This is a genomic window from Sphingomonas sp. SL1004, assembly GCF_057815015.1.
Window position 1 is genome coordinate 2,361,303 of record NZ_JBYMUX010000001.1, and the last position, 23,539, is coordinate 2,384,841.

General features: G+C 66.3%; 20 protein-coding genes, 1 tRNA gene and 1 pseudogene. 11 read left to right on the forward strand and 11 right to left on the reverse strand.

All coding sequences use genetic code 11. The features are described from left to right. Nucleotides 1-169 precede the first annotated feature (169 nt). A complete protein-coding gene (locus AC3D24_RS10650) occupies nucleotides 170-1,603 on the forward strand; it encodes a DEAD/DEAH box helicase (protein WP_489030474.1) in 1,434 nt (477 codons plus the stop codon). 57 nt (nucleotides 1,604-1,660) lie between these two features. After that, entirely contained in the window at nucleotides 1,661-1,927 is a 267-nt protein-coding gene (locus tag AC3D24_RS10655; protein ID WP_489030475.1) for a hypothetical protein, read from the forward strand. A 208-nt stretch (nucleotides 1,928-2,135) separates the two neighbouring features. Here the strand turns inward: AC3D24_RS10655 and AC3D24_RS10660 are convergent, their stop codons facing one another. The 5 genes and pseudogenes from AC3D24_RS10660 to AC3D24_RS10680 all read right to left on the reverse strand — a co-directional run bounded on the left by AC3D24_RS10660 (nucleotide 2,136) and on the right by AC3D24_RS10680 (nucleotide 5,910). Further along, nucleotides 2,136-2,801, reverse strand: coding sequence for a nitroreductase (locus AC3D24_RS10660; RefSeq protein ID WP_489030477.1), 666 nt, complete (start codon nucleotides 2,799-2,801; stop codon nucleotides 2,136-2,138). A 117-nt stretch (nucleotides 2,802-2,918) separates the two neighbouring features. Beyond that, nucleotides 2,919-4,214 carry an ATP-dependent protease ATPase subunit HslU gene (hslU, locus tag AC3D24_RS10665; RefSeq protein ID WP_060526425.1) on the reverse strand — a complete coding sequence of 432 codons (1,296 nt, stop codon included), beginning with the start codon at nucleotides 4,212-4,214 and terminating at the stop codon, nucleotides 2,919-2,921. Between the two features lie 130 nt (nucleotides 4,215-4,344). Beyond that, on the reverse strand, nucleotides 4,345-4,887 hold the full coding sequence (gene hslV, locus AC3D24_RS10670; protein ID WP_056066793.1) for an ATP-dependent protease subunit HslV: 543 nt from the start codon (nucleotides 4,885-4,887) through the stop codon (nucleotides 4,345-4,347). A 163-nt stretch (nucleotides 4,888-5,050) separates the two neighbouring features. Beyond that, nucleotides 5,051-5,278 (reverse strand): annotated as a pseudogene (locus tag AC3D24_RS10675) (3TM-type holin); the annotation flags it as partial. A 95-nt stretch (nucleotides 5,279-5,373) separates the two neighbouring features. After that, on the reverse strand, nucleotides 5,374-5,910 hold the full coding sequence (locus tag AC3D24_RS10680) for a glycoside hydrolase family 108 protein (RefSeq protein ID WP_489030480.1): 537 nt from the start codon (nucleotides 5,908-5,910) through the stop codon (nucleotides 5,374-5,376). Nucleotides 5,911-6,458: 548 nt separating this feature from the next. Here AC3D24_RS10680 and AC3D24_RS10685 point away from each other — a divergent pair. Next, the gene (locus AC3D24_RS10685) at nucleotides 6,459-8,741 is read left to right on the forward strand and encodes an NADP-dependent malic enzyme (RefSeq protein WP_489030481.1); all 2,283 of its coding nucleotides are present in this window, start codon (nucleotides 6,459-6,461) and stop codon (nucleotides 8,739-8,741) included. Nucleotides 8,742-8,998: 257 nt separating this feature from the next. Here the strand turns inward: AC3D24_RS10685 and AC3D24_RS10690 are convergent. Continuing rightward, nucleotides 8,999-9,075, reverse strand: a tRNA-Pro gene (locus AC3D24_RS10690). Between the two features lie 243 nt (nucleotides 9,076-9,318). On the opposite strand from AC3D24_RS10690, the gene yajC reads away from it, so the two are divergent. Genes yajC through AC3D24_RS10710 form a run of 4 tightly spaced genes read left to right on the forward strand, consistent with a single transcriptional unit; the run spans nucleotide 9,319 to nucleotide 12,619 of the window. Further along, nucleotides 9,319-9,660 carry a preprotein translocase subunit YajC gene (yajC, locus tag AC3D24_RS10695; RefSeq protein ID WP_489030483.1) on the forward strand — a complete coding sequence of 114 codons (342 nt, stop codon included), beginning with the start codon at nucleotides 9,319-9,321 and terminating at the stop codon, nucleotides 9,658-9,660. Continuing rightward, on the forward strand, nucleotides 9,660-11,264 hold the full coding sequence (secD, locus tag AC3D24_RS10700; protein WP_489030485.1) for a protein translocase subunit SecD: 1,605 nt from the start codon (nucleotides 9,660-9,662) through the stop codon (nucleotides 11,262-11,264). Before yajC ends, secD begins: the two co-directional genes overlap by 1 nt. Nucleotides 11,265-11,278: 14 nt before the next feature. Continuing rightward, nucleotides 11,279-12,244, forward strand: a complete 966-nt coding sequence (secF, locus tag AC3D24_RS10705) for a protein translocase subunit SecF (protein WP_489030487.1) — start codon at nucleotides 11,279-11,281, stop codon at nucleotides 12,242-12,244. Then, complete coding sequence (locus tag AC3D24_RS10710; RefSeq protein WP_056489903.1) at nucleotides 12,245-12,619, forward strand: MTH938/NDUFAF3 family protein; 375 nt, start codon at nucleotides 12,245-12,247, stop codon at nucleotides 12,617-12,619. A 44-nt stretch (nucleotides 12,620-12,663) separates the two neighbouring features. Here AC3D24_RS10710 and AC3D24_RS10715 read toward each other — a convergent pair whose 3' ends face one another. Together AC3D24_RS10715 and AC3D24_RS10720 are read right to left on the reverse strand one after the other, a co-directional pair. Further along, complete coding sequence (locus tag AC3D24_RS10715; RefSeq protein ID WP_489030489.1) at nucleotides 12,664-13,836, reverse strand: glycosyltransferase; 1,173 nt, start codon at nucleotides 13,834-13,836, stop codon at nucleotides 12,664-12,666. A gap of 315 nt (nucleotides 13,837-14,151) precedes the next feature. Further along, the gene (locus AC3D24_RS10720) at nucleotides 14,152-14,976 is read right to left on the reverse strand and encodes a class I mannose-6-phosphate isomerase (RefSeq protein ID WP_489030491.1); all 825 of its coding nucleotides are present in this window, start codon (nucleotides 14,974-14,976) and stop codon (nucleotides 14,152-14,154) included. A gap of 147 nt (nucleotides 14,977-15,123) precedes the next feature. On the opposite strand from AC3D24_RS10720, the gene AC3D24_RS10725 reads away from it, so the two are divergent. Then, nucleotides 15,124-16,086 carry an outer membrane protein assembly factor BamD gene (locus tag AC3D24_RS10725; protein WP_489030493.1) on the forward strand — a complete coding sequence of 321 codons (963 nt, stop codon included), beginning with the start codon at nucleotides 15,124-15,126 and terminating at the stop codon, nucleotides 16,084-16,086. Nucleotides 16,087-16,141: 55 nt separating this feature from the next. Continuing rightward, the gene (recN, locus tag AC3D24_RS10730) at nucleotides 16,142-17,806 is read left to right on the forward strand and encodes a DNA repair protein RecN (RefSeq protein ID WP_489030495.1); all 1,665 of its coding nucleotides are present in this window, start codon (nucleotides 16,142-16,144) and stop codon (nucleotides 17,804-17,806) included. Nucleotides 17,807-17,953: 147 nt separating this feature from the next. Here the strand turns inward: recN and AC3D24_RS10735 are convergent, their stop codons facing one another. Both AC3D24_RS10735 and AC3D24_RS10740 read right to left on the reverse strand, forming a co-directional pair. Then, nucleotides 17,954-18,304, reverse strand: coding sequence for a hypothetical protein (locus AC3D24_RS10735; RefSeq protein ID WP_489030497.1), 351 nt, complete (start codon nucleotides 18,302-18,304; stop codon nucleotides 17,954-17,956). A 153-nt stretch (nucleotides 18,305-18,457) separates the two neighbouring features. Next, on the reverse strand, nucleotides 18,458-19,237 hold the full coding sequence (locus tag AC3D24_RS10740; RefSeq protein WP_423326490.1) for a class II aldolase/adducin family protein: 780 nt from the start codon (nucleotides 19,235-19,237) through the stop codon (nucleotides 18,458-18,460). A gap of 97 nt (nucleotides 19,238-19,334) precedes the next feature. On the opposite strand from AC3D24_RS10740, the gene AC3D24_RS10745 reads away from it, so the two are divergent. Beyond that, nucleotides 19,335-20,000, forward strand: coding sequence for a Crp/Fnr family transcriptional regulator (locus AC3D24_RS10745; protein WP_489030499.1), 666 nt, complete (start codon nucleotides 19,335-19,337; stop codon nucleotides 19,998-20,000). A gap of 151 nt (nucleotides 20,001-20,151) precedes the next feature. On the opposite strand, the gene AC3D24_RS10750 is transcribed toward AC3D24_RS10745, so the two are convergent. After that, entirely contained in the window at nucleotides 20,152-21,135 is a 984-nt protein-coding gene (locus AC3D24_RS10750; RefSeq protein ID WP_489030501.1) for an SDR family oxidoreductase, read from the reverse strand. A gap of 115 nt (nucleotides 21,136-21,250) precedes the next feature. Here AC3D24_RS10750 and ligA point away from each other — a divergent pair, with 115 nt between their 5' ends. Continuing rightward, the gene (gene ligA, locus AC3D24_RS10755) at nucleotides 21,251-23,374 is read left to right on the forward strand and encodes an NAD-dependent DNA ligase LigA (RefSeq protein WP_489030503.1); all 2,124 of its coding nucleotides are present in this window, start codon (nucleotides 21,251-21,253) and stop codon (nucleotides 23,372-23,374) included. Nucleotides 23,375-23,539 lie beyond the last annotated feature (165 nt).

A 23,539-nucleotide genomic window follows, 5' to 3' on the forward strand; every position in this document is an offset into this window, starting at 1 on the left:
GTGCGGCATATCGAGGCGTAATGCAGCGTGATTGGACCCTAGCCGGTCTTAGCTCCGCCTCGGTCGTTTCCAACGGGCTTCCCTTTTCACGCGGGGTGTCAAAACACCACCGCCCCTCGCGCGTCCTTGTGTGGATTCGCGAGCCCGGCATCTATTTGAGAGACTATTCATGTCATTTGCAAACCTCGGCCTTGCCGAGCCGCTCGTCCGTGCGCTCGAAGCCAAGGGCTATACCGAGCCGACGCCGATCCAGGCCCAGTCGATCCCGATCCTGCTCGAGGGCGGCGATCTGCTCGGCATCGCGCAGACGGGCACCGGCAAGACCGCCGCATTCGTGCTGCCGTCGATCCAGCGCCTGACCGAGAACCAGAAGCGCGTCCTGCCGACGCATTGTCGCATGCTCGTGCTAGCGCCTACCCGTGAGCTGGCGAGCCAGATTGCAGACAGTGCCCGCGCGTACGGTCAGTTCAGCAAGATGTCGGTGACGACCGTGTTCGGCGGCACCAGCATCAACAAGAACCGCCAGGACATGAGCCGCGGCGTCGACATCCTCGTCGCCACGCCGGGCCGCCTGATCGATCTGATCGAGCAGGGCTTCGTCAACCTGTCGATGATCGAGATCCTCGTGCTCGACGAAGCCGACCAGATGATGGACCTCGGCTTCATCCATGCTCTGAAGAAAATCGTCCGCATGCTGCCGAAGAAGCGCCAGACTTTGTTCTTCTCGGCGACGATGCCGGTCGCGATCCGCGAGCTGGCCAGCCAGTTCCTGCTCGACCCGAAGACGGTGTCGGTGAAGCCGGCTGCGACGACGGCCGAGCGCGTCGACCAGTACGTCACCTTCTGCAACCAGTCGGAAAAGCAGGCGTTGCTGACGATCACGCTGGCCGATCCGGCGATCGACCGCGCGCTCGTGTTCACGCGCACCAAGCATGGCGCCGACCGCGTCGTGAAGCTGCTCGCGGGCAACGGCATCGCCTCGAACGCGATCCACGGCAACAAGAGCCAGGGCCAGCGCGAGCGCGCACTCGGCGAGTTCAAGCAGGGCAAGGTCAAGGTCCTGATCGCGACCGACATCGCCGCACGCGGCATCGACGTCTCGGGCGTTTCGCACGTCATCAACTTCGAGTTGCCGAACGTCGCCGAGCAGTATGTCCACCGCATCGGCCGTACCGCGCGTGCGGGCGCGAGCGGCATCGCCGTCGCGTTCTGCGCCGATGACGAGAAGGCGTACCTGCGCGACATCGAGCGGATCACCCGCCAGAAGGTCCAGGTCCGGTCGCTGCCGGAGGATTTCGTCAACCTGTCGAACCAGATCAAGCAGACGCGCGTCAAGACGATGGGTGCCGATCCCGAAGTCCGGATCGACCGTCCGCGCGATCCGGCACGGCCGCGCGCGACGCATTCGCCGCGGGCGACCGGGACGACTGGTCGCAACTATGCGGGTGCTAGCCGTGGTGGCCAGGGTGGCGGCGGCGGCCAAGGTGGCGGCGGCCGTCCCCAGGGCGGTGGTCGTCCCGGCGGTCAGGGCGGTGGTCGCCCAGCCGGCGGCGGCGGTGGTCGTGGTCCGAGCCGCGGCGCGGGCCCGAGCTCGGCACGCTAAGGAGCGTTCGTTCGCCTCGCGGGTTTGGTGTAGACCGGTCCCGCGAGGAGAATGCTCATGGACGTTTCTACTACACCTGTCGCCGAACGCGTCGCGCGCGTGCTGGCGGGACAACGGATCAGCCGCAACGCCGGCGGCGATGCCGAGTCGGCGTCGCGGTTGATCGACGCGGCTTGGGCGGATTATCTGCCCGATGCGCTAGCGGTGCTGAAGACGTTGCGCGAGCCCGACCAGGCGATGGCTGCGGCGGGTGATCCTGCGGTCTGGGAAGCGATGATCCTTGCGGGGATCAAGGGCGCCAAGCCGGTGACGGTGGTCCTGTAATTTTTGTTTCCCCGCGAAGGCGGGGACCCAGTCTGGGCACCCGCCTTCGCGGGTGAACAAGCTTACGCCTCTACGCACCACCCCGGCGGAGGCCGGGGCCCAATTAGCAAGGCCGGCGTAACTGGGCTCGCGCTATATCAAAAGCGTCCCCCAATTGGGTCCCGGCCTTCGCCGGGGTGGTGGCTTGATTTTGAGGTAACTGCGCAGGTTAGCGGATCGTCGTCAACCACTCCGCTTCGTTTGCGCGCTCCGTGCGCAGAGCATTGGCAGGCGCGCTTTTGTCTTCGTAACCGATCGCCATGCCGCAGAAGAGCATGCGATCTTCGGGCATGTCCAAGACCCTTCCGACCGTCTCAGGATACATTGCCCAGCATTCCTGCGGGCAGGTGGCGAGACCGGCGTCCACCGCGAGCAGCATCAGGTTTTGCAAATACATGCCGAGGTCCGACCATTGCGGCGGGCCCATGCGGCGGTCGACGGTGCAGAAATACGCAGCGGGAGCGCCGAAGAACTGGAAGTTTCGGGCGAACCATTTCTGTCGCGCGGGCTTGTCGTCGCGGGGGATGCCGAGGTGGGCGTACATCGCTTCGCCGACGGCGTAGCGACGGTCGCGGTAGGGGGCAGCTAGGTCTTTTGGATAGATGTCGTAGGCTGGCGCCTCGGTAACGCCGGTGGCGATCTTTTCGGCCATGATGGCTTTGAGGCGGGTCATGGGTTCGCCGTAGACTATGGCGATGTGCCAGGGCTGAAGGTTGCCACCGGTTGCCGCCCGGGATGCCTTTGTGGCGAGGTCGTGGAGCAGGGTCGGATCGACGGGGGTGTCGAGGAAACCTCGGACGGAGCGGCGAGCGGCTATGGCTTCGGTCACGTCCATGGTGTTCTCCTAAATACCCCCACTCCGTTCGCCCTGAGCGAAGTCGAAGGGCATGAGACTCAGGGTGCTTCGACTTCGCTCAGCACGAACGGGGGGTGGTGGCCCCCCGCCCTATGATCAGAGCACGAACCGGCTCAGGTCGGTGTTGCGGGCAATTTCCTTCAACTGGCTGTCGACGTACGCGCCGTCGATGACGAGGTTCGAGCCGCCTCTGTCTTCGGCGTTGTAGCTCACCTCTTCCAGCAGCTTCTCCATCACCGTCTGCAGGCGGCGGGCGCCGATGTTCTCGATCTCGGAATTCACCTCGGCAGCGATGCGCGCGATGGCGGCGATGCCGTCTTCGGTGAACTCGATGCCTACGCCTTCGGTGGCGATCAGCGCTTTATATTGCAGCGGCAGCGACGCCTTTGTGTCCGACAGGATCGCGACGAAATCCGCTTCGGTGAGCCCCTTCAACTCGACGCGGATCGGCAGGCGGCCCTGGAGTTCGGGAAGCAGGTCGCTCGGCTTGGCGACGTGGAACGCGCCGCTGGCGATGAAGAGGATGTGGTCGGTCTTCATCGGGCCGTACTTGGTCGCAACCGTCGTACCCTCAATTAGCGGGAGCAGGTCGCGCTGGACGCCTTCACGGCTGATCGAACCGCCGCGACCGTCGGAGACTGCGATCTTGTCGATCTCGTCGAGAAAGACGATGCCATTGGCCTCCGCGTCGGCCAGGGCCGCGCGGCTGACCTCGTCCTGGTCGAGGCGCTTGTCGGCCTCTTCCTCGACGAGCTTGTCCCAGGCCGCGTGGACGGTGAGTTTCCGTCTCTTCAGCTGCTGGCCGCCGCCGAACGACTTCATCATCTCGCCGAGATTGATCATCTGCGGCGCGCCGCCGGGGATTTCGAACGGCGTGGTCGGTGCCTGCTCGACCTCGATTTCGACTTCGGCCGAGTTCAGATGGCCGTCGAGGAAGCGCTGCTTGAAGCTTTCGCGCGTCGCGGTGCTCGAGTCCTTGCCGACCAATGCGTCGAGCAGACGTCCCATCGCCGCCTCTTCGGCCTTGTCCTTGACGGCGATACGCCGCCGTTCCTTTTCGAGGCGGATGGCTTCCTCGACGAGGTCGCGGGCGATCTGCTCGACGTCGCGGCCGACATAGCCGACCTCGGTGAACTTGGTCGCCTCGACCTTCACGAACGGCGCGTCGGCGAGCTTGGCGAGGCGGCGGCTGATCTCGGTCTTGCCGCAGCCGGTCGGTCCGATCATCAGGATGTTCTTCGGCGTGACCTCGTCGCGGAGGTCTTCGCTGAGCTGCTGGCGGCGCCAGCGGTTGCGCATCGCGACGGCGACCGCGCGCTTGGCGGCGGCTTGGCCGATGATGTGGGCGTCGAGCGCGGCGACGATGGCCTTGGGGGTGAGCTGGTCGTTCATGATTTTCTCGCTCCCCTCCCGCGGGCGGGAGGGGCTGGGGGTGGGCTCGCGCTTCCCTCGAAGGTTGGCGCTGGAGGTGAGCGGGCGCCCACCCCCTGCCCCCTCCCGCTTCCGGGAGGGGGAGAAGGAGTTACGTGGTCGAGTCCATCGTTTCGACCGTGAGGCGGTCATTGGTGTAGACGCAGAGCTCGGACGCTATGCCCATCGCCTTGCGACACAGGACTTCGGCGTCAGTCTCGTATTCTACCAGCGCTCGGGCGGCGGCGAGTGCGTAGTTACCGCCGGAGCCGATCGCGGCGACGCCGTTCTCGGGTTCGAGGACGTCGCCGTTGCCGGTGAGGATCAACGTCACGTCCTTGTCGGCGACGATCATCATCGCTTCGAGGTTGCGGAGGAACTTGTCGGTGCGCCAGTCCTTGGCGAGTTCGACCGCGGCGCGCAGGAGCTGGCCCTGATGCGCTTCGAGCTTGCGTTCGAGGCGTTCGAACAGGGTGAAGGCGTCGGCGGTGGCGCCGGCGAACCCGCCGATGACGCTGCCGTCACCTAGGCGGCGGACCTTGCGCGCGTTGGGTTTCATGACGGTCTGGCCCATCGAGACCTGGCCGTCGCCGATCACGACGACCTTGCCGCCGCGGCGGACCGAGAGGATCGTGGTGCCGTGCCATGTCGGCATGGCGTGGGGGTCGTTGCTCATAGGCGCGATGTAGGGTTTGGTTTTGGCGGCGCAACGCCCTGCCCTCCTCGGTCATCCTGACGAAAGTCAGGACCCAGGGTAACGGGCCCCTACGCTCTTGGCTCTGGATCCTGACTTTCGTCAGGATGACGGAAGCGGGAGGTCAGCGCCCTTTCCCCCATTCCCGGGCGACCGTGTAGCCTAGATAGCCGGTGCCGAAGAGCGCGTAGAGGGGTTCGGGGATCGCGTTGAGGTACGCTGCCATACCCGCCGCGATTGCCTGCGCCATTTGCGGGCGGACGGCGGCGATCAGGCCGGCGGGGATCGCGCCGAGCAGCAATGTGTACATCACGTAGAGGAAAGTCGGGCGGGCTCGGGTGATCCAGGGATCTGGTGCGGGATCAAGGGGTTGCGGGGTCATTGGCTGCCTCCGGCAAAAGTGAAGTATAGGAAGTGTAGACGCTGGGAGCGTTTCGCCGGAGCGTCTCAGGTGCGGTTGGCGAGCCAGCCGTAGAGGAAGGCTTCGTTGGCGGGACGGGTCTCGGCGAGCGCGACGTAGCGTTCGCCTTGAAGGGCCTCGATCGCTTTCAGGAGCACGGTTTCGCCACCGGGTTTGCGGCGGACTAGGAAGGCATCGAGGGCGGTTAGCGTGGCCGGGCCGACGCGGCCGTCGAGGATCATGTCGGGATAGTCGGTGGCGCCTCGGTTGAGCGCGTTGAGCGCGCGTTGAAGGAAGGTGGCGGCGACTGCGGGACCCATGTTGACGCCGGTGTCGAAGAGTTCTTCGGCGATTTTGGGGGCTCGGGGGTTGATCTGATCGAAGGCTGGGCGGGTCCAGTAGAGGCGGCGGTAGATGGTTTCCGCCCGGTCGCGGGGGAAATTGCGCATGTCTCCGGGGTAGCCGTTGGTGCGGGCTACGGCTTGCGTGATGCCGTATCTGGTGGGGCCGCCTCGGTCTGCCGGGTGGTTGATGTAGCCGCCTTCGCGGTCGATGACGGCGTCGATTAGGTGGTCGATGGTCATGGTGTGGGTTCCCGCCCTGTTGAGGGACGGAGCGAACCATATTGGTTCGTTGTAGGACAGGGGATTTGCTAAATCTCAATCCTCCCCCGCAAGGGGGAGGTGGCTGGCGCTTGCCAGACGGAGGGGGAGGACACGCAACGGAGGTGATCGCTTGCCTCCCCCTCCGTCACCTTCGGTGCCACCTCCCCCTTGCGGGGGAGGATCGTTAGGGCGCGCACCGCCCCGGCGGAGGCCGGGATCCAGTTGGGGAACGGTGCTGACGGAGGGCGGCGCTTCATTACCTTTGACGTTCCAACTGGGCCCCGGCCTTCGCCGGGGTGGAGGCACTTTTGAGTGGTGGCACTGTTGGGTGGTGGCCTGATGGGTGGTGGCACTGTTGGTGGTAGTCGGGTGGGGCGACGGTCGCCCCCCCACCCAAACCGACGCTACGTCCGCGCGGGGTTGGCGGATTGGTGTGCCTAAGGCTATGCGCTCCCTTGAACATTCGCCGCGAGCCATGCCCGCGCGCTCAACCCGGTCGCCGCCGCGGCCGACAGGTTAGGAAGACCATGGAAGACGATTTCCGCAAAGCCGCGCTCGATTATCACCGCTATCCAAAGCCCGGGAAACTCTCGGTCGAGGCGACCAAGCGGATGGCGACGCAGCGCGATCTCGCGCTTGCCTATTCGCCGGGCGTCGCCGCCGCGTGCGAGGAAATCGCCGCCGATCCCGACAAGGCGCGGGATTACACGGCTCGCGGCAATCTCGTGGCCGTAATCACCAACGGGACAGCGGTGCTCGGGCTCGGCGCGATCGGTGCGCTCGCGTCGAAGCCGGTGATGGAGGGCAAGGCGGTGCTCTTCAAGAAATTCGCCGGGATCGACTGCTTCGACATCGAGATCGACCAGCTCGATCCGCAGGCGTTCATCGAGGCGGTCCGCGTGCTCGAGCCGACGTTCGGCGGGATCAATCTCGAGGACATCAAGGCGCCCGAATGCTTCGAGATCGAGACGAAGCTGCGCGAATTGATGAACATCCCGGTGTTCCACGACGACCAGCACGGCACCGCGATCGTGTGTGCCGCCGCGGTGCGCAACGTGCTCGAACTGCGTGGCAAGCGGCTCGACCAGATGAAGCTGGTGACGTCGGGCGCGGGCGCGGCGGCGCTGGCGACGGTCGACCTGCTCGTGTCGATGGGGCTCAACCCCGAGAACGTCACGCTGACCGATATCGCGGGCGTCGTGCACAAGGATCGCGGCGACGTGATGCCGCCGAACATGGCGCGGTACGCGCGCACGACCAACGCGCGGACCCTGCCGGACGTGCTGGAGGGGGCGGACATCTTCCTCGGGCTGTCGGCGCCGCGCGTGCTCAAGCAGGAATGGCTGCATCTGCTCGCGCCCGATCCGCTGATCCTGGCGCTGGCGAATCCCGAGCCCGAGATCCAGCCGGCGCTGGTGCATGCGACGCGGCCCGACGCCATCATCGCCACGGGCCGCTCGGATTTTCCGAACCAGGTCAACAACGTACTGTGCTTCCCGTTCATCTTCCGTGGCGCGCTGGACGTCGGCGCGACCGAGATCAACGAGGCGATGAAGGTGGCGGCGGTCGACGCGATCGCAGCGCTCGCACGCGCGACCGCTTCGGACGTGGTGGTCACCGCTTACGGTGGCGCGACGCCGGTGTTCGGGCCGACCTACATCATCCCCAAGCCGTTCGATCCGCGGCTGATCCTGCATGTCGCGCCGGCGGTGGCGAAGGCGGCGATGGATTCGGGCGTGGCGACGCGGCCAATCGAGGATTTCGACGCGTATCTGCGTGATCTCGAAGTGTTCGTGTATCGCTCGGGCCAGCTGATGCGGCCGATTTTCGCGCGTGCCAAGCAGGCGGGGCGCTCGATCGCGTATGGCGAGGGCGAGGACGACCGGACGCTGCGCGCGGTGCAGACCGTGATCGACGAGGGGATCGGGCGGCCGGTGCTGATCGGGCGGCGCGAGGTGATCGGCCAGAAGATCGAGGCGAGCGGCCTGCGCATGTCGATCGGCACCGATGTCGAGGTGCTCGATCCGGGTACCGACCGCGAGGTGTTCGATCCGTTGCTTGCCGGATACAACGCGCTGGTGGGTCGTCGCGGCACGCCGCCCGACAGCGCCGAGCGTGCGCTGCGGACGCGGCCGAGCGTGGCGGCGGCGATGCTGCTGCGCGAGGGGCGCGTCGATGCGGCTTTGTGTGGCGGGATCGGCGACTGGTGGACGCAGATGACGTACATCATGCCGCTGATCCCGCGGATGCCGGGCGTCTCGCGGCTGTATGCGATGTCGGCGGTGATCCTACGGACCGGCAGCCTGTTCTTCTGCGATACGCACGTGACGATCGATCCGACCGCCGAGCAGATCGCCGAGATGACGATGCTCGCGGCCGAGGCGGTGCGCGCGTTCGCGATCGAGCCGAAGGCGGCGCTGCTGTCGCATTCGAGCTTCGGTGCGTCGCGGTCGCCGTCAGCGCAGAAGATGCGCGCGGGGCATGCGTTGCTGAAGGAGTTTGCGCCGGAGTTCGAGTTCGACGGCGAGATGCACGGCGATGCGGCGCTGTCGGAGGCGCTGCGGCGGCGGCTGGTTGCGGACAGCCCGCTGACGGGGTCGGCGAACTTGCTGGTGATGCCGAACATCGACGCGGCGAACATCGCGGTGTCGTTGCTGTCGGCGTCGACCGAGTCGTTGCCATTGGGACCGATGCTGCTCGGGCTCGCCAAGCCGTTGCAGATGATGGTGCCGAGCGTGACGGCGCGGGGAATCGTGAACTTGAGCGCGGTGGCGGTGGGTCATGCGGCGACGGTGAGCGAGACGGCGTAAGCTGGTTTCTCGTCATGCCGGGCTCGTTCCGGCATCCACCGGGCCGCGTATCAGCGGCGTGAGGTTTTGTGGAACCGTGGATGCCGGAACGAGCCCGGCATGACGGAGACTATCCGATTTTTGTCCCTCACCGCGCCCGTTCTCCCGCGAAGGCGGGAGTCCAGAGTTACGGGCGACAGCGTTCATGGTCCTGGGCCCCCGCGTTCGCGAGGAAACAAGCAAGGCTGAACCCGCCGATACATATCGTTGTAAGAAAATGGTCGGAGCGACAGGATTCGAACCTGCGACCCCCACACCCCCAGTGTGGTGCGCTACCAGGCTGCGCTACGCTCCGACCGAACGGGCCGCATAGCAGCCCGAGGGGGGCGCACTACGCGGCGCGCGCGCCGGATGCAAGTACGAACACGGCCGCGATGTCAGATGCGCCTGGCCGCACGGCTCCCACGTCTCATCCTGTGGCGATCTGTTGCGCGAGGTTCCAAGCGATGATAGCGGGCGGACCAATGCGGGCGCGACGCGCGACGTCCGGCCCGACCCATCCTTGCGCCTTCCACGGCCCAGCCAGATACGGACCTTCATGTTCATCTCACCAGCTTTTGCCCAGGCCGCAGACGGCTCCACCACGGCGGGGGGCGGGATCGCCTCGTTCCTGAGCCTTGCGCCGCTCTTCCTCGTGTTCGTCGTGTTCTATTTCCTGATGATCCGTCCGCAGCAAAAGCGCATGAAGGCGCTGCAGGCATCGGTCGCGGCGGTGAAGAAGAACGACAGCGTCGTGACCTCGGGCGGGATCCTGGGCAAGGTGACCAAGGTCGAGGATAATGTCGTCGAGGTCGAGATCGCGCCGAATGTCCGCGTGCGCGTCGTCAAGGCGACGCTGACCGACATCACCAGCCCGAACACGAAGCCGGCGAACGACTGATGCTCGACTTCCCGCGCTGGAAAATCGGGTCGATCATCGGGTTGCTGGCGGCATTGTGCCTGCTGGCGATCCCGAGCTTCCTCCCTGAGAGCACCACGAGCCAATGGGGGCGGATTCCGCATCCGCACATCAACCTCGGGCTCGATCTCGCCGGCGGCAGCTATCTGCTGCTCGAGGCGGATACCGCCGACCTCGCCGCGACGCGGATCGAGGCGATGCGCGACAGCGTCGCGGGGACGATGCGCAACGGCACGCCGCGGATCGAGATCGGCGACATTTCGACGCGGGGCGGCCAGCTGACCTTCCTGCTGCGTGACCCGTCGCAGGTCGATGCAGCGCGTGAACGTCTGCTGGCGATCACCGGTGGTGGCGCCGGGATGAGCGGCCAGCGCGAATGGGACATCAACGTCGTCGACACGAGCCGCTTCGTGCTCAAGCCGACGCAGGCCGGCCTGACGCAGGCGGTCGACACGGCGATGAAGGACGCGATCGAAGTCGTCCGCCGCCGCATCGACGAACTCGGCACCAAGGAGCCGACGATCGTCGGGCAGGGCGCGACGCGGATCGTCGTCCAGGTGCCGGGGCTGAAGAACCCGCAGGCGCTGAAGGATCTGCTCGGCAAGACCGCCAAGCTCGAATTCAAGCTGGTCGACCAGACCGCGAACCCGGCCGATCTGGTCAAGGGCATCGCGCCGCTCGGCAGCCAGGTCCTTCCCTACCCCGGCAATCCGCAGGGCGTGCCGTTCATCGCGGTCAAGCGATCGGTGATCATCTCGGGCGACCAGCTCGCCGATGCGCGCCAGGAGTTCGAGCCGCAGACCAACGCGCCGCAGGTGGCGATCACGTTCAACGCGGTCGGCGGGCGTCGCTTTGCCAAGGTGACCACCGAGAACACCGGCAAGCCGTTCGCGATCATCCTCGACAACCAGGTGATCTCCGCGCCGAACATCAACGAGCCCATCCTCGGTGGTCGCGCGTCGATATCGGGCAACTTCACGGTCGAGTCGGCAAACGCGCTGGCGATCACGCTGCGATCGGGCAAGCTGCCGGTCAATCTGAAGACGATCGCTGAGAGCACCGTGAGCCCCGATCTCGGTAAGGACTCCATCCGTGCCGGCGTGCTGGCGTCGATCGTCGCCGCCCTGCTCGTGATCGTGTTCATGTTCGTCACCTATGGGCGGTTCGGGCTGTATGCGAACCTCGCGGTGGTCATCAACATCCTGGTCATCGTCGCCGTCATGGCGATGCTGAACGCGACGCTGACGCTGCCCGGTATCGCCGGGTTCGTGTTGACGATCGGTACCGCGGTGGATGCCAACGTGCTGATCAACGAGCGTATTCGCGAGGAGCGGCGACGCGGGCGCAGCGTCGTCCAGTCGGTCGAGCTCGGCTACAAGGAAGCCTCGCGGACGATCTTCGAGGCCAACGTGACGCACGCCATCACCGGCGTGATCATGCTGCTGCTCGGCTCGGGTCCGGTGAAGGGCTTCGCGGTCGTGCTGCTGATCGGGATCTGCACGTCGGTGTTCACCGCCGTCACGTTCACCCGGATGATGGTCGCGCTGTGGCTGCGGAAGAACCGCCCTACCACGATCAATATTTGAGGCGGGAGATTACCATGCGCCTGCTGAAACTCGTACCCGACAACACGAACCTGAAGTTCGTCTCGCTCCGTAAATGGGCGTTCGGGCTTACCCTGCTGCTGTCGTTGCTGGCGATCGGACTCGTCGTTACCAAGGGCCTCAACATGGGCGTCGACTTCGTCGGCGGCGTCCTGATCGAGGAGAAGTTCGCGACCACGCCGTCGATCGACGCGGTCCGGACCGAAGTCGACCGGCTCGGCGTCGGCGAAGCGTCGATCCAGTCGTTCAGCGATCCCAAGACGCTGTCGATCCGCCTGCCCGTGCCCGCGGGTGACGAAGGTGCTACCAACCGCCTCGTCAAGAAGGTGTCGGACGACCTAGCGGTCAAGTTCCCCGGCGCGACCTTCTCGAAGTACGACACGATCTCGGGCAAGGTCTCGGATGAACTGATCAACAAGGGACTGCTCGCGGTCGGCCTCGCGATCCTCGGCATCGCGCTGTTTGCGGTGGTGCGGTTCGAGTGGCAGTTCGGCGTGTCGACCGTCGTCGCGATCGTCCACGATCTGTTGATGACGCTCGGCTTCTTCGCGCTGACGCAGTTCGAGTTCGACCTGAACATCGTCGCGGCGGTGCTGACGATCATCTCGTATTCGATCAACGACAAGATCGTGATCGACGACCGTATCCGCGAGAACATGCGCCGGTATCGGAAGATGGACATGCGCGAGATCATCGACCTGTCGGTGAACGAGACGCTGCCGCGGACCGTGATGACGTCGGTGACGATCCTGCTCGCGCTGGTCGCGATGTTGGTGCTGGGCGGCCACGTGCTGCGCGGGTTCACCGCGGCGATGATCCTGGGTATCGTCGTCGGCACCTACTCGTCGATCTACGTGTCGTCGTCGCTGCTGATCACGCTGGGGCTGCGGGCCGATCCTGCGCCGCGCAAGGGCGGCGTGCAGGACGGCGCCGAGCGGGTTGGTCCGAAGGTCGAACGCTAAATGAGGATGGACCGCGAGAAGACCGATGGGCCGATGATCTCGGCGATCGGTCGGGCCGGGTTCAAGGTCGACGACGGGTATTACACGGCGCTGTCGATCAGTCCCGAGCGTGCGGATGGCTGGGAGCCGCCGGCGTTCGAGGCTCTCGGCGAGGCGGACGTGGCGGCGTTGCTGGCGCTCGATCCGCCGCCGGAGTTTCTGTTGCTAGGGACCGGTTCGGCGCTGCGTCAGCCGCCGCTTGCATTCAAGAAGGCGGTCGAGGCACGGGGGTTCGGAATCGAGGCTATGGACAGCCGGGCTGCGGCTCGTGCTTGGGCGGTGTTGCGCGGCGAAGGTCGCTGGATCGTGGCGGCGCTGTACCCGCTGGAGGGGTGAGCCTGAGCTCGCGATCCTCCCCCGCAAGGGGAAGGATCGAGCATCTATCGGTTATCGACGACTAGCTTCGCGAGATGATCGTAGAGCGCCGCGGTATTGGCGTCCCAGGTGAAGGACGCTGCGGCCCGGCGCGTCGCCTCCGGCGTTGGAGGGTTCGCGAGCAGCGAACCGATCGCCGCCGCAAAGGCGAGCCCGTCGCGGATGGCGACCCGCCCGGCGTCGGGCGTCGTCACCACTTCGTGCGCGCCGCCGGCATCGGTGATGACGATCGGCGTACCGCAGGCGAGCGATTCGACCCAGGCGTTGGCAAGGCCTTCGGAACTGGAAGCGAGCGCGCTGACGTCGGCGGCAGCGATCAGCCTGGGCAGATCGTCGTGTTGAACGGCGCCGAGCAGGCGGACCCGGTCGGCAGTGCCGGTTTTCGCGATCTGTGCTTCGAGCGACGCCCGTTCGGGGCCCTCGCCTGCGATCATCAGCGTAACGCCGGGTAGCGCCGCAACCGCATCGACGACGATGTCGTGCCCTTTCCGCGGGATCAGCGCGCCCACGGCTATGACCAGCGGACCCGCCACGCCCAGTTCGGTCTTGGCGGCGGCGCGATCCAATGGCCGGAAGCGATCATGGTCGACGCCGGTATGATGCACGCGGATGCGATCGGCGGGCAGTCCGAGCGCGACCATGTCGGCCTTCAGCGCTGCGCTGACGGCGAGCATGCCATCTGCCCCCTGCCCCGCCTTGCGCACACCCGACGCGGTGGCTGCCGCATTGCCCCAATGGTGGATGTCGGCGCCGCGCGCCTTGATCGAGACGGGCACGTCGTAGCGCTGGCCGAGCGCGACCGCCGCGGACCCGTCGGGGAAGAAGAACGACGCATCGATGACGTCGAACGCGAAGTCCTCGCGGATCGCGTCGAGCGCGGGGACGAGTGCGCGGGCGAGTTCGGCGGGGTGGCGCCGGCCCTGACGAAATGGACGGACCCTGAAGCGCGGCCGGTGAACATCGATGCCTTTCCAGCGCTCGTATGTCGGGAGCGCGGCAAGCCCGGCGTAATGGCCGATGCGCTTGAGCGGTCCGGGGGGAAGGCCTATCGGCGCCACCGCCTTGAGGATGACATCGGGGTGCGCCGCGAGACCCAGGGTCTGGCGCTCGACGAAGATGCCGAAATTGGGGCGGGTGGCATCGGGGAACAGCGTCGAGAGGGTCAGGATGCGGAGCATGTCGGCGGGGGTATAGCGGGGCGCGGGTTAATTGGGCGTGAGCTTGGTAGTGTCAGCCCACCTTGCCACCCCGGCGGAGGCCGGGGCCCAATTGGAAAAGTGGCAGTAACGGCTTGCTGCCATTCTTTAGCAACGTCCCCCAATTGGGCCCCGGCCTTCGCCGGGGGGGGGGGGGTGATGTTGGGGGCAGCACTTATAAGACTAGAGTTTGGCCGCGCTTACCTTGTTTTCCCCGCGAAGGCGGGGACCCAGACTGGGCTCCCGCCTTCGCGGGAGAACAGGGAGGCTGGAAACACCGCAGACCAAAAGCGGTGCTTAAATCCGCTTTGCCAACGGATACGCGAACAGCACGTCGGCGTCCGTACTCGTCGAGACCGTCTCGCTCCCCGCCATGGTCGCACATTCGCCCGCCTTGAACGCAACGCCGGCGACATCGCCCGAGCCGGTGATCGGGATCACCCAGCCGGTAATACCCTCGGGCAGGTTGACGACATGGTCGCCGCCCTTCCAGCGTTCGAGCACGAACTTCGGCCCCTCGACCATGATTGTGCGGCCGGTCTCGATCTCGACCGGCGGCGCGACCGGCACGTAGGGCGTCGGGTCGGCGACATCGATGCCGTCCTTCAGGTGCAGTTCGCGGTCGCTGCCGTAATCGTAGAGGCGATAGGTCGTCTCGGAATTCTGCTGGACCTCGATCACGGTCAACCCGCCGCCGATCGCGTGAATCGTGTCCGAGGCGCAGTACATGAAGTCGCCCGGCTTGACCGGCTTCCAGTCGAGCTTGTCCTCGATCGTGCCGTCGATCGCCGATTGGCGCAGCTCGTCCTTCGAGATCGGCTGCTTGGTGCCGACCGCGATCGTCGAGGTCGGCTCGGCCGCGAGGATCGTCCAGCATTCGTCCTTGCCGCGCGGCAGGTTTCGCGCGTGCGCCTGCTCGTCGTTGGGATGAACCTGGACTGAGAGCTTCTCGCTCGTGAACAGATACTTGATCAACAGATCGGGCGTGGTGTTGCCGGGCTCCTGGAACCAGACTTCGCCGATCGGTGGCGAACCTGCAGCCGGATCCTCGAAACCGGGCCAGAGCGTGTCGCGACCCCAGGGCTTCTCGACGCGGTGGGTGTGCAACAATGTGGCCGGCATGACATGATCCTCGACGTGAATGGCGCGCTTGAATAGCGGAGCCCCAACGCATGACTATTGCCGTGCGATCCGGTCGCCGTGAAGGGGCGGAACGGCCCCGCGAAAAGGATTGTTCGTGGCTATCTGCTTACGCTAAGGACAACGCCGATGCGTATCACCCAGTCTCGTGCCCTCGCGGTCACGCTCATCGCCGCGCTTGCGCTCCCCATTGCCGGTTGTGCGGGTGGCCGCGCCGCCAAGGGCGACCTGCCCTATGTCGCGCGCGACGTGGGGACGCTGTATTCGACCGCGAAGCGCCGGCTCGATCAGGCGCGCTACAAGGAAGCCGCCCAGCTGTTCGACGAGGTCGAGCGCCAGCATCCCTATTCGATATGGGCACGCCGTGCGCAGATCATGTCGGCGTTCAGCTATTATCTCGCCAAGGACTATACCGCGTCGATCAGCTCGGCACAGCGCTTCCTGGCCGTGCATCCGGGTAACCGCGACGCGCCTTACGCCTATTACCTGATCGCGCTTGGCTATTACGAGCAGATCACCGACGTGACGCGCGATCAGAAGATCACCCGCCAGGCGCTCGATTCGCTCGGCGAGCTGATGCGCCGCTATCCGAACACGCGCTATGCGTCGGATGCGCGCCTCAAGATCGATCTGGTCAACGACCATCTCGCCGGCAAGGAGATGGAGATCGGCCGCTTCTACGAGACGCGCGGCCAGTGGCTCTCGGCGAACGGCCGGTTCCGTACGGTGATCGACAAGTTCCAGCAGACCACGCACACGCCCGAGGCGCTGATGCGGCTGACCGAGACGTATTTGCAGCTCGGCGTGCCGATCGAGGCCGAGAAGGCTGCGGCGGTGCTCGGCCGCAACTATCCCGGCACCGACTGGTATGATCACGCCTACAAGCTGATGCAGGAGCATCCGGTGAAGCCAATCGCGCCGCTGGCGCCGGGCGAGGCAATCATCCCCAATGGCACCGCGGGTACGCCCGGCACGGGCGTGCTGGAACTACCCAAGGCGAACGGCAATACGGGCGGTACGGGTGCGGGCAGTGTTTCGAGCCCTGCCCCCGTCGGTCCGGGCAGCGCGACGCGAACCGGTCCGGGTACCTGACGCCTGAGAACAATTGGGGATCAACATCGCAGGCGAATCGTTTAGGACGCGCGTGATGCTGACTGATCTTTCCATTCGCGACGTGGTGCTGATCGAGGCGCTGGATCTGGGATTCGGCGAAGGCCTTGGCGTGCTGACTGGCGAGACCGGCGCGGGCAAGTCGATCCTGCTAGATGCGCTGGGGCTGGCGCTGGGCGGACGCGGCGACAGCGGACTGGTACGGCACGGTGCCGCGCAGGCGGTGGTGACCGCGACGTTCGATGCCCCCGCACCCGAATCGCCTCTTGCCCTTTTGTTCGACGAGAACGGACTGGAGATCGAGCACGGCGAGCCGCTGATCGTGAAGCGAATCGTCAAGGCGGATGGCGGCAGCCGCGGGTTCGTCAACGACCAGCCGGCGTCGGCGGGTCTGCTGCGCGAGATGGCGCCGCATCTGGTCGAGATTCATGGCCAGCACGACAAGCGTGGCTTGCTCAATGCGCGCGGGCATCGGGCGCTACTCGACATTTTCGGCCGGACCGAACCGGGTGCGACGGGCAAGGCCTATGCCGGATTTCGTGCGGCGGAGGCAGAACTCGCCGCGGCGCGCGCGGACATCGAGACGGCGGCGCGCGATCGCGAATGGCTGGAGCATACGGTCGCCGAACTGGCCGCGCTCGCGCCTGTTGCCGGCGAGGAAGAAACGCTGGCGGATACCCGGCGCTCGATGCAGCGCGCGGAAAAGATCGCCGACGATCTGGCGGCGATCGACGATTTTCTCGAGGGCAAGGACGGCGGGATGGCGAAGCTGCGCCAGGCCGCACGCGTGCTGGAGCGGATCGCGGAGGATCACGTCGCGCTGGGCAACGCCCTTGCGGCCGTCGATCGCGCGGTGATCGAGGCGTCGGTGGCGGAGGAGAGCCTGCGCGATGCGCGCGCCGAGATGGCGTATGATCCGCGTGCGCTGGAGGATGACGAGGCGCGGTTGTTCGAGCTTCGAGCGATGGCGCGCAAGCACCGCGTGCAGCCGGACGATCTGGCGGCACTGGCGGACGAGATGCGCGCGCGGCTGGAGCGGCTCGATGCCGGTGAAGGCGGGATCGCGGTGCTGGAGGCCCGCGTGGCGTCGGCGCGGAAGGCGTATGACACGGCTTCGGATGCGCTGACGAAGCGGCGTCTGGCGGCGGCCAAGCGCCTCGACGTGGCGGTGGCGGGCGAACTCGCGCCGTTGAAGCTGGATGCCGCGCGGTTCCAGACCGTCGTTGCGCCGCTCGGCGAAGAGGGCTGGTCGGCGGCGGGCAAGGACCGGGTGGAGTTCGAGATTTCGACCAATCCGGGCGCGCCGTTCGCGGCGCTGACCAAGATCGCGTCGGGCGGCGAATTGTCGCGCTTCATCCTGGCGCTGAAGGTGGCGCTGGCGGAGGAGGGCGGCGCGTCGACGATGGTATTCGACGAGATCGACCGCGGGGTCGGCGGCGCGGTGGCGAGCGCGATCGGCGAGCGACTCGCGCGGTTGGCGCAGAGCACGCAGTTGCTCGTGGTGACGCACAGCCCACAGGTTGCCGCGCGTGGAGCGAAACACCTGCTGATCGCGAAAAGCAGCGACGGGACGGTCACGCGGACCGGCGTGCGGGCGTTGTCGGAAGAAGAGCGGCGCGAGGAGATCGCGCGGATGCTGTCCGGCGCGACGATCACCGACGAGGCGCGGGCCCAGGCGGAGCGGTTACTGGAGCGAGCTTGAGGGTAGCGGCTCTCGGTTACGCCCCACTCCGTCACCCCGGGATTGTTCCGGGGTCCACGGTTCGGCACACTCGACGGTCCCGATCGTGTGGAACCGTGGATGCCGGAACGAGCCCGGCATGACGGGGGTGAGTGAACCAGCCGGAGGTCAGGGCGTCTCGCGCTTCGAGTGCCCCAGGTGGATCTTCAACACCGGCACGACGATGTAGTCGCCGCCGACTTTCCGCAGGCCGTGCAGCGCGCGGCTGCCGAAATCGCCGTCTTCGCGGATCGCGGCATGGATCGGGGCCTGCTCGGCATGGATCATGTCGTCGAGCCCGGCTGCGCTGGCGTCCGAGCGTGGCCAGAGCGATTGCTGGACGCGGTCGTCAGCCGAGGAGTCGTCGTTCCAGTCGTAGCCGATCGCCGGGGCAGCCTCGGGTGAAACGTGCGTTTGCTGCGCCGTGGCTGGGGCGGCCAGACCGATCGCGACCAAAGCTAGCCATGCCGATTTCATCATGCCGCCTCTCATACCACCCCGGCGGAGGCCGGGGCCCAGGTGGGAGACTGTAGTTGGCGAACGCAGTGCGTCGTTACAACGACCTTTCCAGCTGGGCCCCGGCCTTCGCCGGGGTGATAACGGTTTAGGAATAGCGTCGCCAGGTTGCAGCACTCAATCCCGATAGCTTGGGTCGATCCGGTCGAGCTTGCGCAGCAACGCCGGCCACGCCAGCCCGTCCGCGAGCATCCGCATGCCGGGACCGCTCGACTGGCCCTCGACCTTCTCCGCCACGCCCTGGTTCGGGTTGTTGAGATTCTCGCGGCCGGCGCTCAGCATCAACACCTGCGCCTCGCACGCGCGCTCGAGAAAATACATGCGGAGGAACGCCTGCGGGATCGACTCGCCGACGGTCAGCGTGCCGTGGTTGCGCAGGATCATGCTGTGCTTCGTGCCCAGATCGGCGACCAGCCGCTCGCGTTCCTCAAGCTCGGTCGCGATGCCTTCGAAGTCGTGATAGGCCACGTCGTGCCCCGCGATCATCGCGGTCTGGGTATGCGGCAGCAGCCCCTCCGCCATCGCCGACACCGCCTGGCCGTGCGGCGTATGGAGATGAAGCACCGCCACCGCATCCTCGCGCGCGGCATGCACGGCGGAGTGGATCACGAAGCCGGCGCGGTTGACCGGCGCTGGCGTGTCCATGACCTTGTCGCCGTTCGCGTCGATCTTGACGAGCGACGACGCGGTGATCTCCTCGAACATGTGCGTGTACGGGTTGATCAGGAAATGATGCTCCGGCCCCGGCACGCGCGCCGACAGATGCGTGAAGATCAGGTCGTCCCAACCATAATGCGCCACCAGCCGGTAGGCCGCGGCAAGATCGACTCGGATCGCCCATTCCTCCGGCGACACGAGATCGCGTACGGTCGGTTCGGTCCTGAGTGCGGTCGCCATCATCCATCTCCTGTTTTTATGCCGTTGCCCTAGCACGGCGACCGGAGCGAGAATGTCGCTAGATTGACAATTTCGTCAAAGGATCGACACTCGCGCGATGCTCTCTGACGATCACGCTCTACTCGAGAAAGATCAGTGGTTCGGCGCGGTGCCGGCCGACCGACGCGCGCTGTTGCTGGCGCAAGCGGGGGTTCGATCGGTTGCGGCCGGCGCTCGGCTGTACGGCGTCGGCGATCCCCCCGATGGCCTGTGGGCGGTACTCGATGGGCAAGTCCGGCTGATGGGATATCCAGCGGTCGGCGCCGAACTGGTGGTGCTGATCATGGGACCGGGCACGTGGTTCGGCGAATTGTCGACGCTCGACGCGGGGCCAAGACCACATGACGCGATCGCGTTCGGGCCGGCGCGCGTGCTGCATATCGGGATCGAGGCCTTCCGGCGGGCGGCGCACGACACGCCCGAGCTCTGGTGGGACATCGCGCTGCTGGCCTGCGCGCACCAGCGCGCATCGCTGGCCTTCATGATGAACACGCTGTCGCAGCCGATCCCGGTGCGGCTCGCGCGAACGCTGGCCGGGATGGTGCGCGCAGGAAGCGGGAGCGTGGCGATCCGGCAGGCGGACGTAGCGGCGATGATCGGCGTGTCGCGGCAAACGCTGAACAAGGCGCTGAAGGCAATGGAGCGGGCCGGGGTTATCGCGCTGGACTATGCGCGGATCACGGTCGTGGATGCGGAGGGATTGCGGCGGTTGGGGACGGGGTGAGGCCCGGACCGATCCGATTTCGCTGACCACCCCGGCGAAGGCCGGGGCCCAATTGGGGGACGGCAGTAACCGCCGACGGTCCTCCGTTACCACGACCTTTCCAATTAGGCCCCGGCCTTCGCCGGGGTGGTCTCCAATGTGAGCATTAACTCTACAGCACCCCGCTGCCGCCGGTTGCGGCGAAGGCGCTGCCGCTGGTGAAGCTCGTCCCCGTCTCCGCCAGCGTCACGAACAGCGATGCGAGTTCAGCCGGCTGACCCGCACGACCCAGCGGCGTATCCTGCCCGAATTCGCCCATCTTGCCCGGCAACTGCCCACCCGCAACCTGCAGCGGCGTCCATACCGGCCCCGGCGCGATCATGTTGACGCGGATGCCTTTCTTGCCGAGCTGTTTCGCCAGCCCCTTGGTGAAGATCAGGATCGCCCCCTTGGTGGTCGCATAATCGAGCAGTTCCTCGCCCGGATCGACCGAGTTGACCGAGCCCGTGTTGATGATCGACGCGCCCGGCTTCATCAACGGGATCGCCGCCTTGCAGAGATGGAACATCGCATAGACGTTGGTCTTCATCGTCCGGTCGAACTGCTCGAAGCTGATCTCCGCGATCGACGCCTTCGACTGCTGGTACGCCGCATTGTTGACGAGAATGTCGAGCCCACCGAGTTCGCGGTTCGCCCGCGCGATCAGGTCGGTGCAGAATTTCGCATCGGTCAGATCGCCGGGGATCAGGACGATTTTGCGACCTTCTGCACGGAGCAGCTTCGCCAAGTCCTGCGCGTCGGGCTCCTCGGTCGGGTAGTAGTTGATCGCGACGTCGGCGCCTTCGCGGGAGAAGGCGATGACCGCCGCGCGGCCGATACCGGAATCGCCGCCGGTAACGAGCGCCTTGCGGCCGGCAAGCCGACCCGAACCGCGATAGCTGGCCTCGCCGCTGTCCGGAACGGGGCGCATGTCGCGCTGGAGCGCAGGCCATTTCTGGCGCTGTTCGGGGAACGGCGTCGAAACGAAGCGCGTCTGCGGATCGGCAAGTTGCGCCTGCCCCGCCCCCTGCCCTTGCGCGAAGGCGGGGGCTGCGGCGGCGGCGAGGCCAGTGACGGCGGCGCCCTTGAAGAGGTCTCGGCGGCTGGTGTCTGTCATGATCATGGGTCCCGGGAAAAATACCTTGGGATGTCAGCGCTCAAGTCGCGCAAATGTTCACGCCGTGTTGATGCAGGTCTTGTCGAAAGGTAGCCCCCTCCCCTAACCCGGCGCGATGCCCGACCTTCCCGCGACCGAGACCGAAGCCGCCGCCGAGCTGGAGACGCTCGCCGCGCAGATCGCGTATCATAATGCGCGCTATCACACCGACGATGCGCCCGAGATCAGCGATGCCGAGTATGACGGTCTGGTGCGACGCAATGCGGCGATCGAAGCTGCGTTTCCGACCGCGGTCCGGGGCGATTCGCCGAGCGTTACGGTCGGCGCGGCACCTGCCGGGCATCTAGCGAAGGTCGCGCATGCCAAGGCGATGATGAGCCTCGACAATGCGTTCGCCGACGAGGAGGTCGAGGAATTCGTCGCCCGCGTGCGCCGCTTCCTGAAGCTGGCGGACGACGCGCCGGTGGCGTTGACTGCCGAGCCGAAGATCGACGGGCTGTCGTGTTCGTTGCGGTATGAGGACGGGCGGCTGGTGCAGGCGCTCACGCGGGGCGATGGACAGGTCGGCGAGGATGTGACGGCGAACGTCCGGACCATCAGCGACATTCCCGAAACCTTGCAAGGTGAGGCCCCCGCGATCTTCGAGGTTCGCGGAGAGGTGTATATGGCGAAGGACGACTTCGCTGCGCTCAATGCCCGGCTGCTCGCCGAGGCGGAGGAGAGCGGCAAGGACGCGCGGCAGTTCGCCAATCCGCGCAATGCCGCCGCCGGATCGCTGCGCCAGAAGGATGCAGCCGTCACCGCGAGCCGGACTCTGCGGTTTCTTGCGCATGGCTGGGGCGAGGCCAGTGTCGTGCCGGGCGAGACGCAGGCCGAGGTAGTCGACACGTTGCGCGGCTGGGGCTTTCCGATCGCCGACGGGTTTGCGCGGGTCGAGGGGACGGCCGCGGCGCTCGACGTGTATCGGAAAATCGAAGCCGAGCGCGCCGACCTGCCGTTCGATATCGACGGCGTGGTCTACAAGGTGGATCGGCTCGACTGGCAGGCGCGGCTAGGGCAGGTCGCCAAGGCGCCCCGCTGGGCGATCGCGCATAAATTCCCCGCCGAGCGCGCGCAGACGCTGCTCGAACGGATCGACATCCAGGTCGGCCGCACTGGCGCCATGACCCCCGTTGCGCGCCTCTCTCCCGTCACGGTCGGTGGCGTAGTCGTGACCAACGCGACCCTCCACAATGCCGACGAGATCGAGCGACTCGGCGTGCGGCCGGGCGACCGTGTGCTCGTCCAGCGCGCCGGCGACGTGATCCCGCAGATCGTCGAGAACCTCACTCCCGACGCCGAGCGCGAGGCGTATTTCTTCCCCCACACCTGCCCCGAATGCGGGTCCGCCGCCGAGCGCGAGGAGGGCGAGGTCGTCTATCGCTGCACCGGCGGGCTGATCTGCCCCGCGCAGCGAGTCGAGCGGCTGATCCACTTCGCCTCGCGTCATGCATTCGACATCGGCGGGCTCGGCCAGACGCTGATCGAGGCATTCTTCCGTGATGGGCTGATCGAGTCCCCCGCCGACATCTTCCGCCTGACCGAGGAGCAGCTCGCCGCACGCAAGAAGGATGGCCGCGTGTGGGCGGCCAAGGTCATCGCGGCGATCGAGACCAAGCGGACGATCCCGCTCGACCGGTTCCTGTTCTCGCTCGGCATCCGCCACGTCGGCGAGATTACCGCGCGTGATCTCGCGCGACGCTATGTGTCGGCGCGGGCGCTCGGTGCGGTGCTGCGTCACGCGGTATTCCTGCGCGGCCAGATCAAGCCGGTGATCGGCGAACCCGAGCGGAAGTTCGTGCTCCGTCGCGACAAGCTGCTGGTCGGCGCGATCGAGACGGCGGGGATCGGCCCGGAGGTCGCCAGCGCGCTCGTCGGCTTCTGCGCCGAGCCGCACAATCGCCGCGTGGTGTTCGACCTGTTGCGCGAAGTGAAGCCAGCGGATGTGGTGCACGAAACCCGGGACTCGCCGGTAACCGGCCAGATCCTGGTCTTCACCGGCAGCCTGGAGACGCTGAGTCGCGACGAGGCCAAGGCGCAGGCGGAAGCTCTGGGCGCACGCGTCGCCGCATCGGTGTCGAGCAAGACCGGGCTCGTCATCGCCGGCCCCGGCGCGGGCTCGAAGCTGAAAAAGGCCACCGACCTTGGTATTCGCGTGATCACCGAAGCCGAATGGGCCGAGATCGTCGCCGCCAGCTGAGCGTGGACACGCCTTAGCCCCTGCTTGGTTCCAGCACACCGGAATCGGTTACATTGCGTGGCTTTTTTGCAACGCACCATGACCGAGTGCATCTGTGACAATTCCCGACTCGCCAATGTCACATAACCGAAATATCCCCGGTGCAGGGGCACGGGTGTGAGGCGG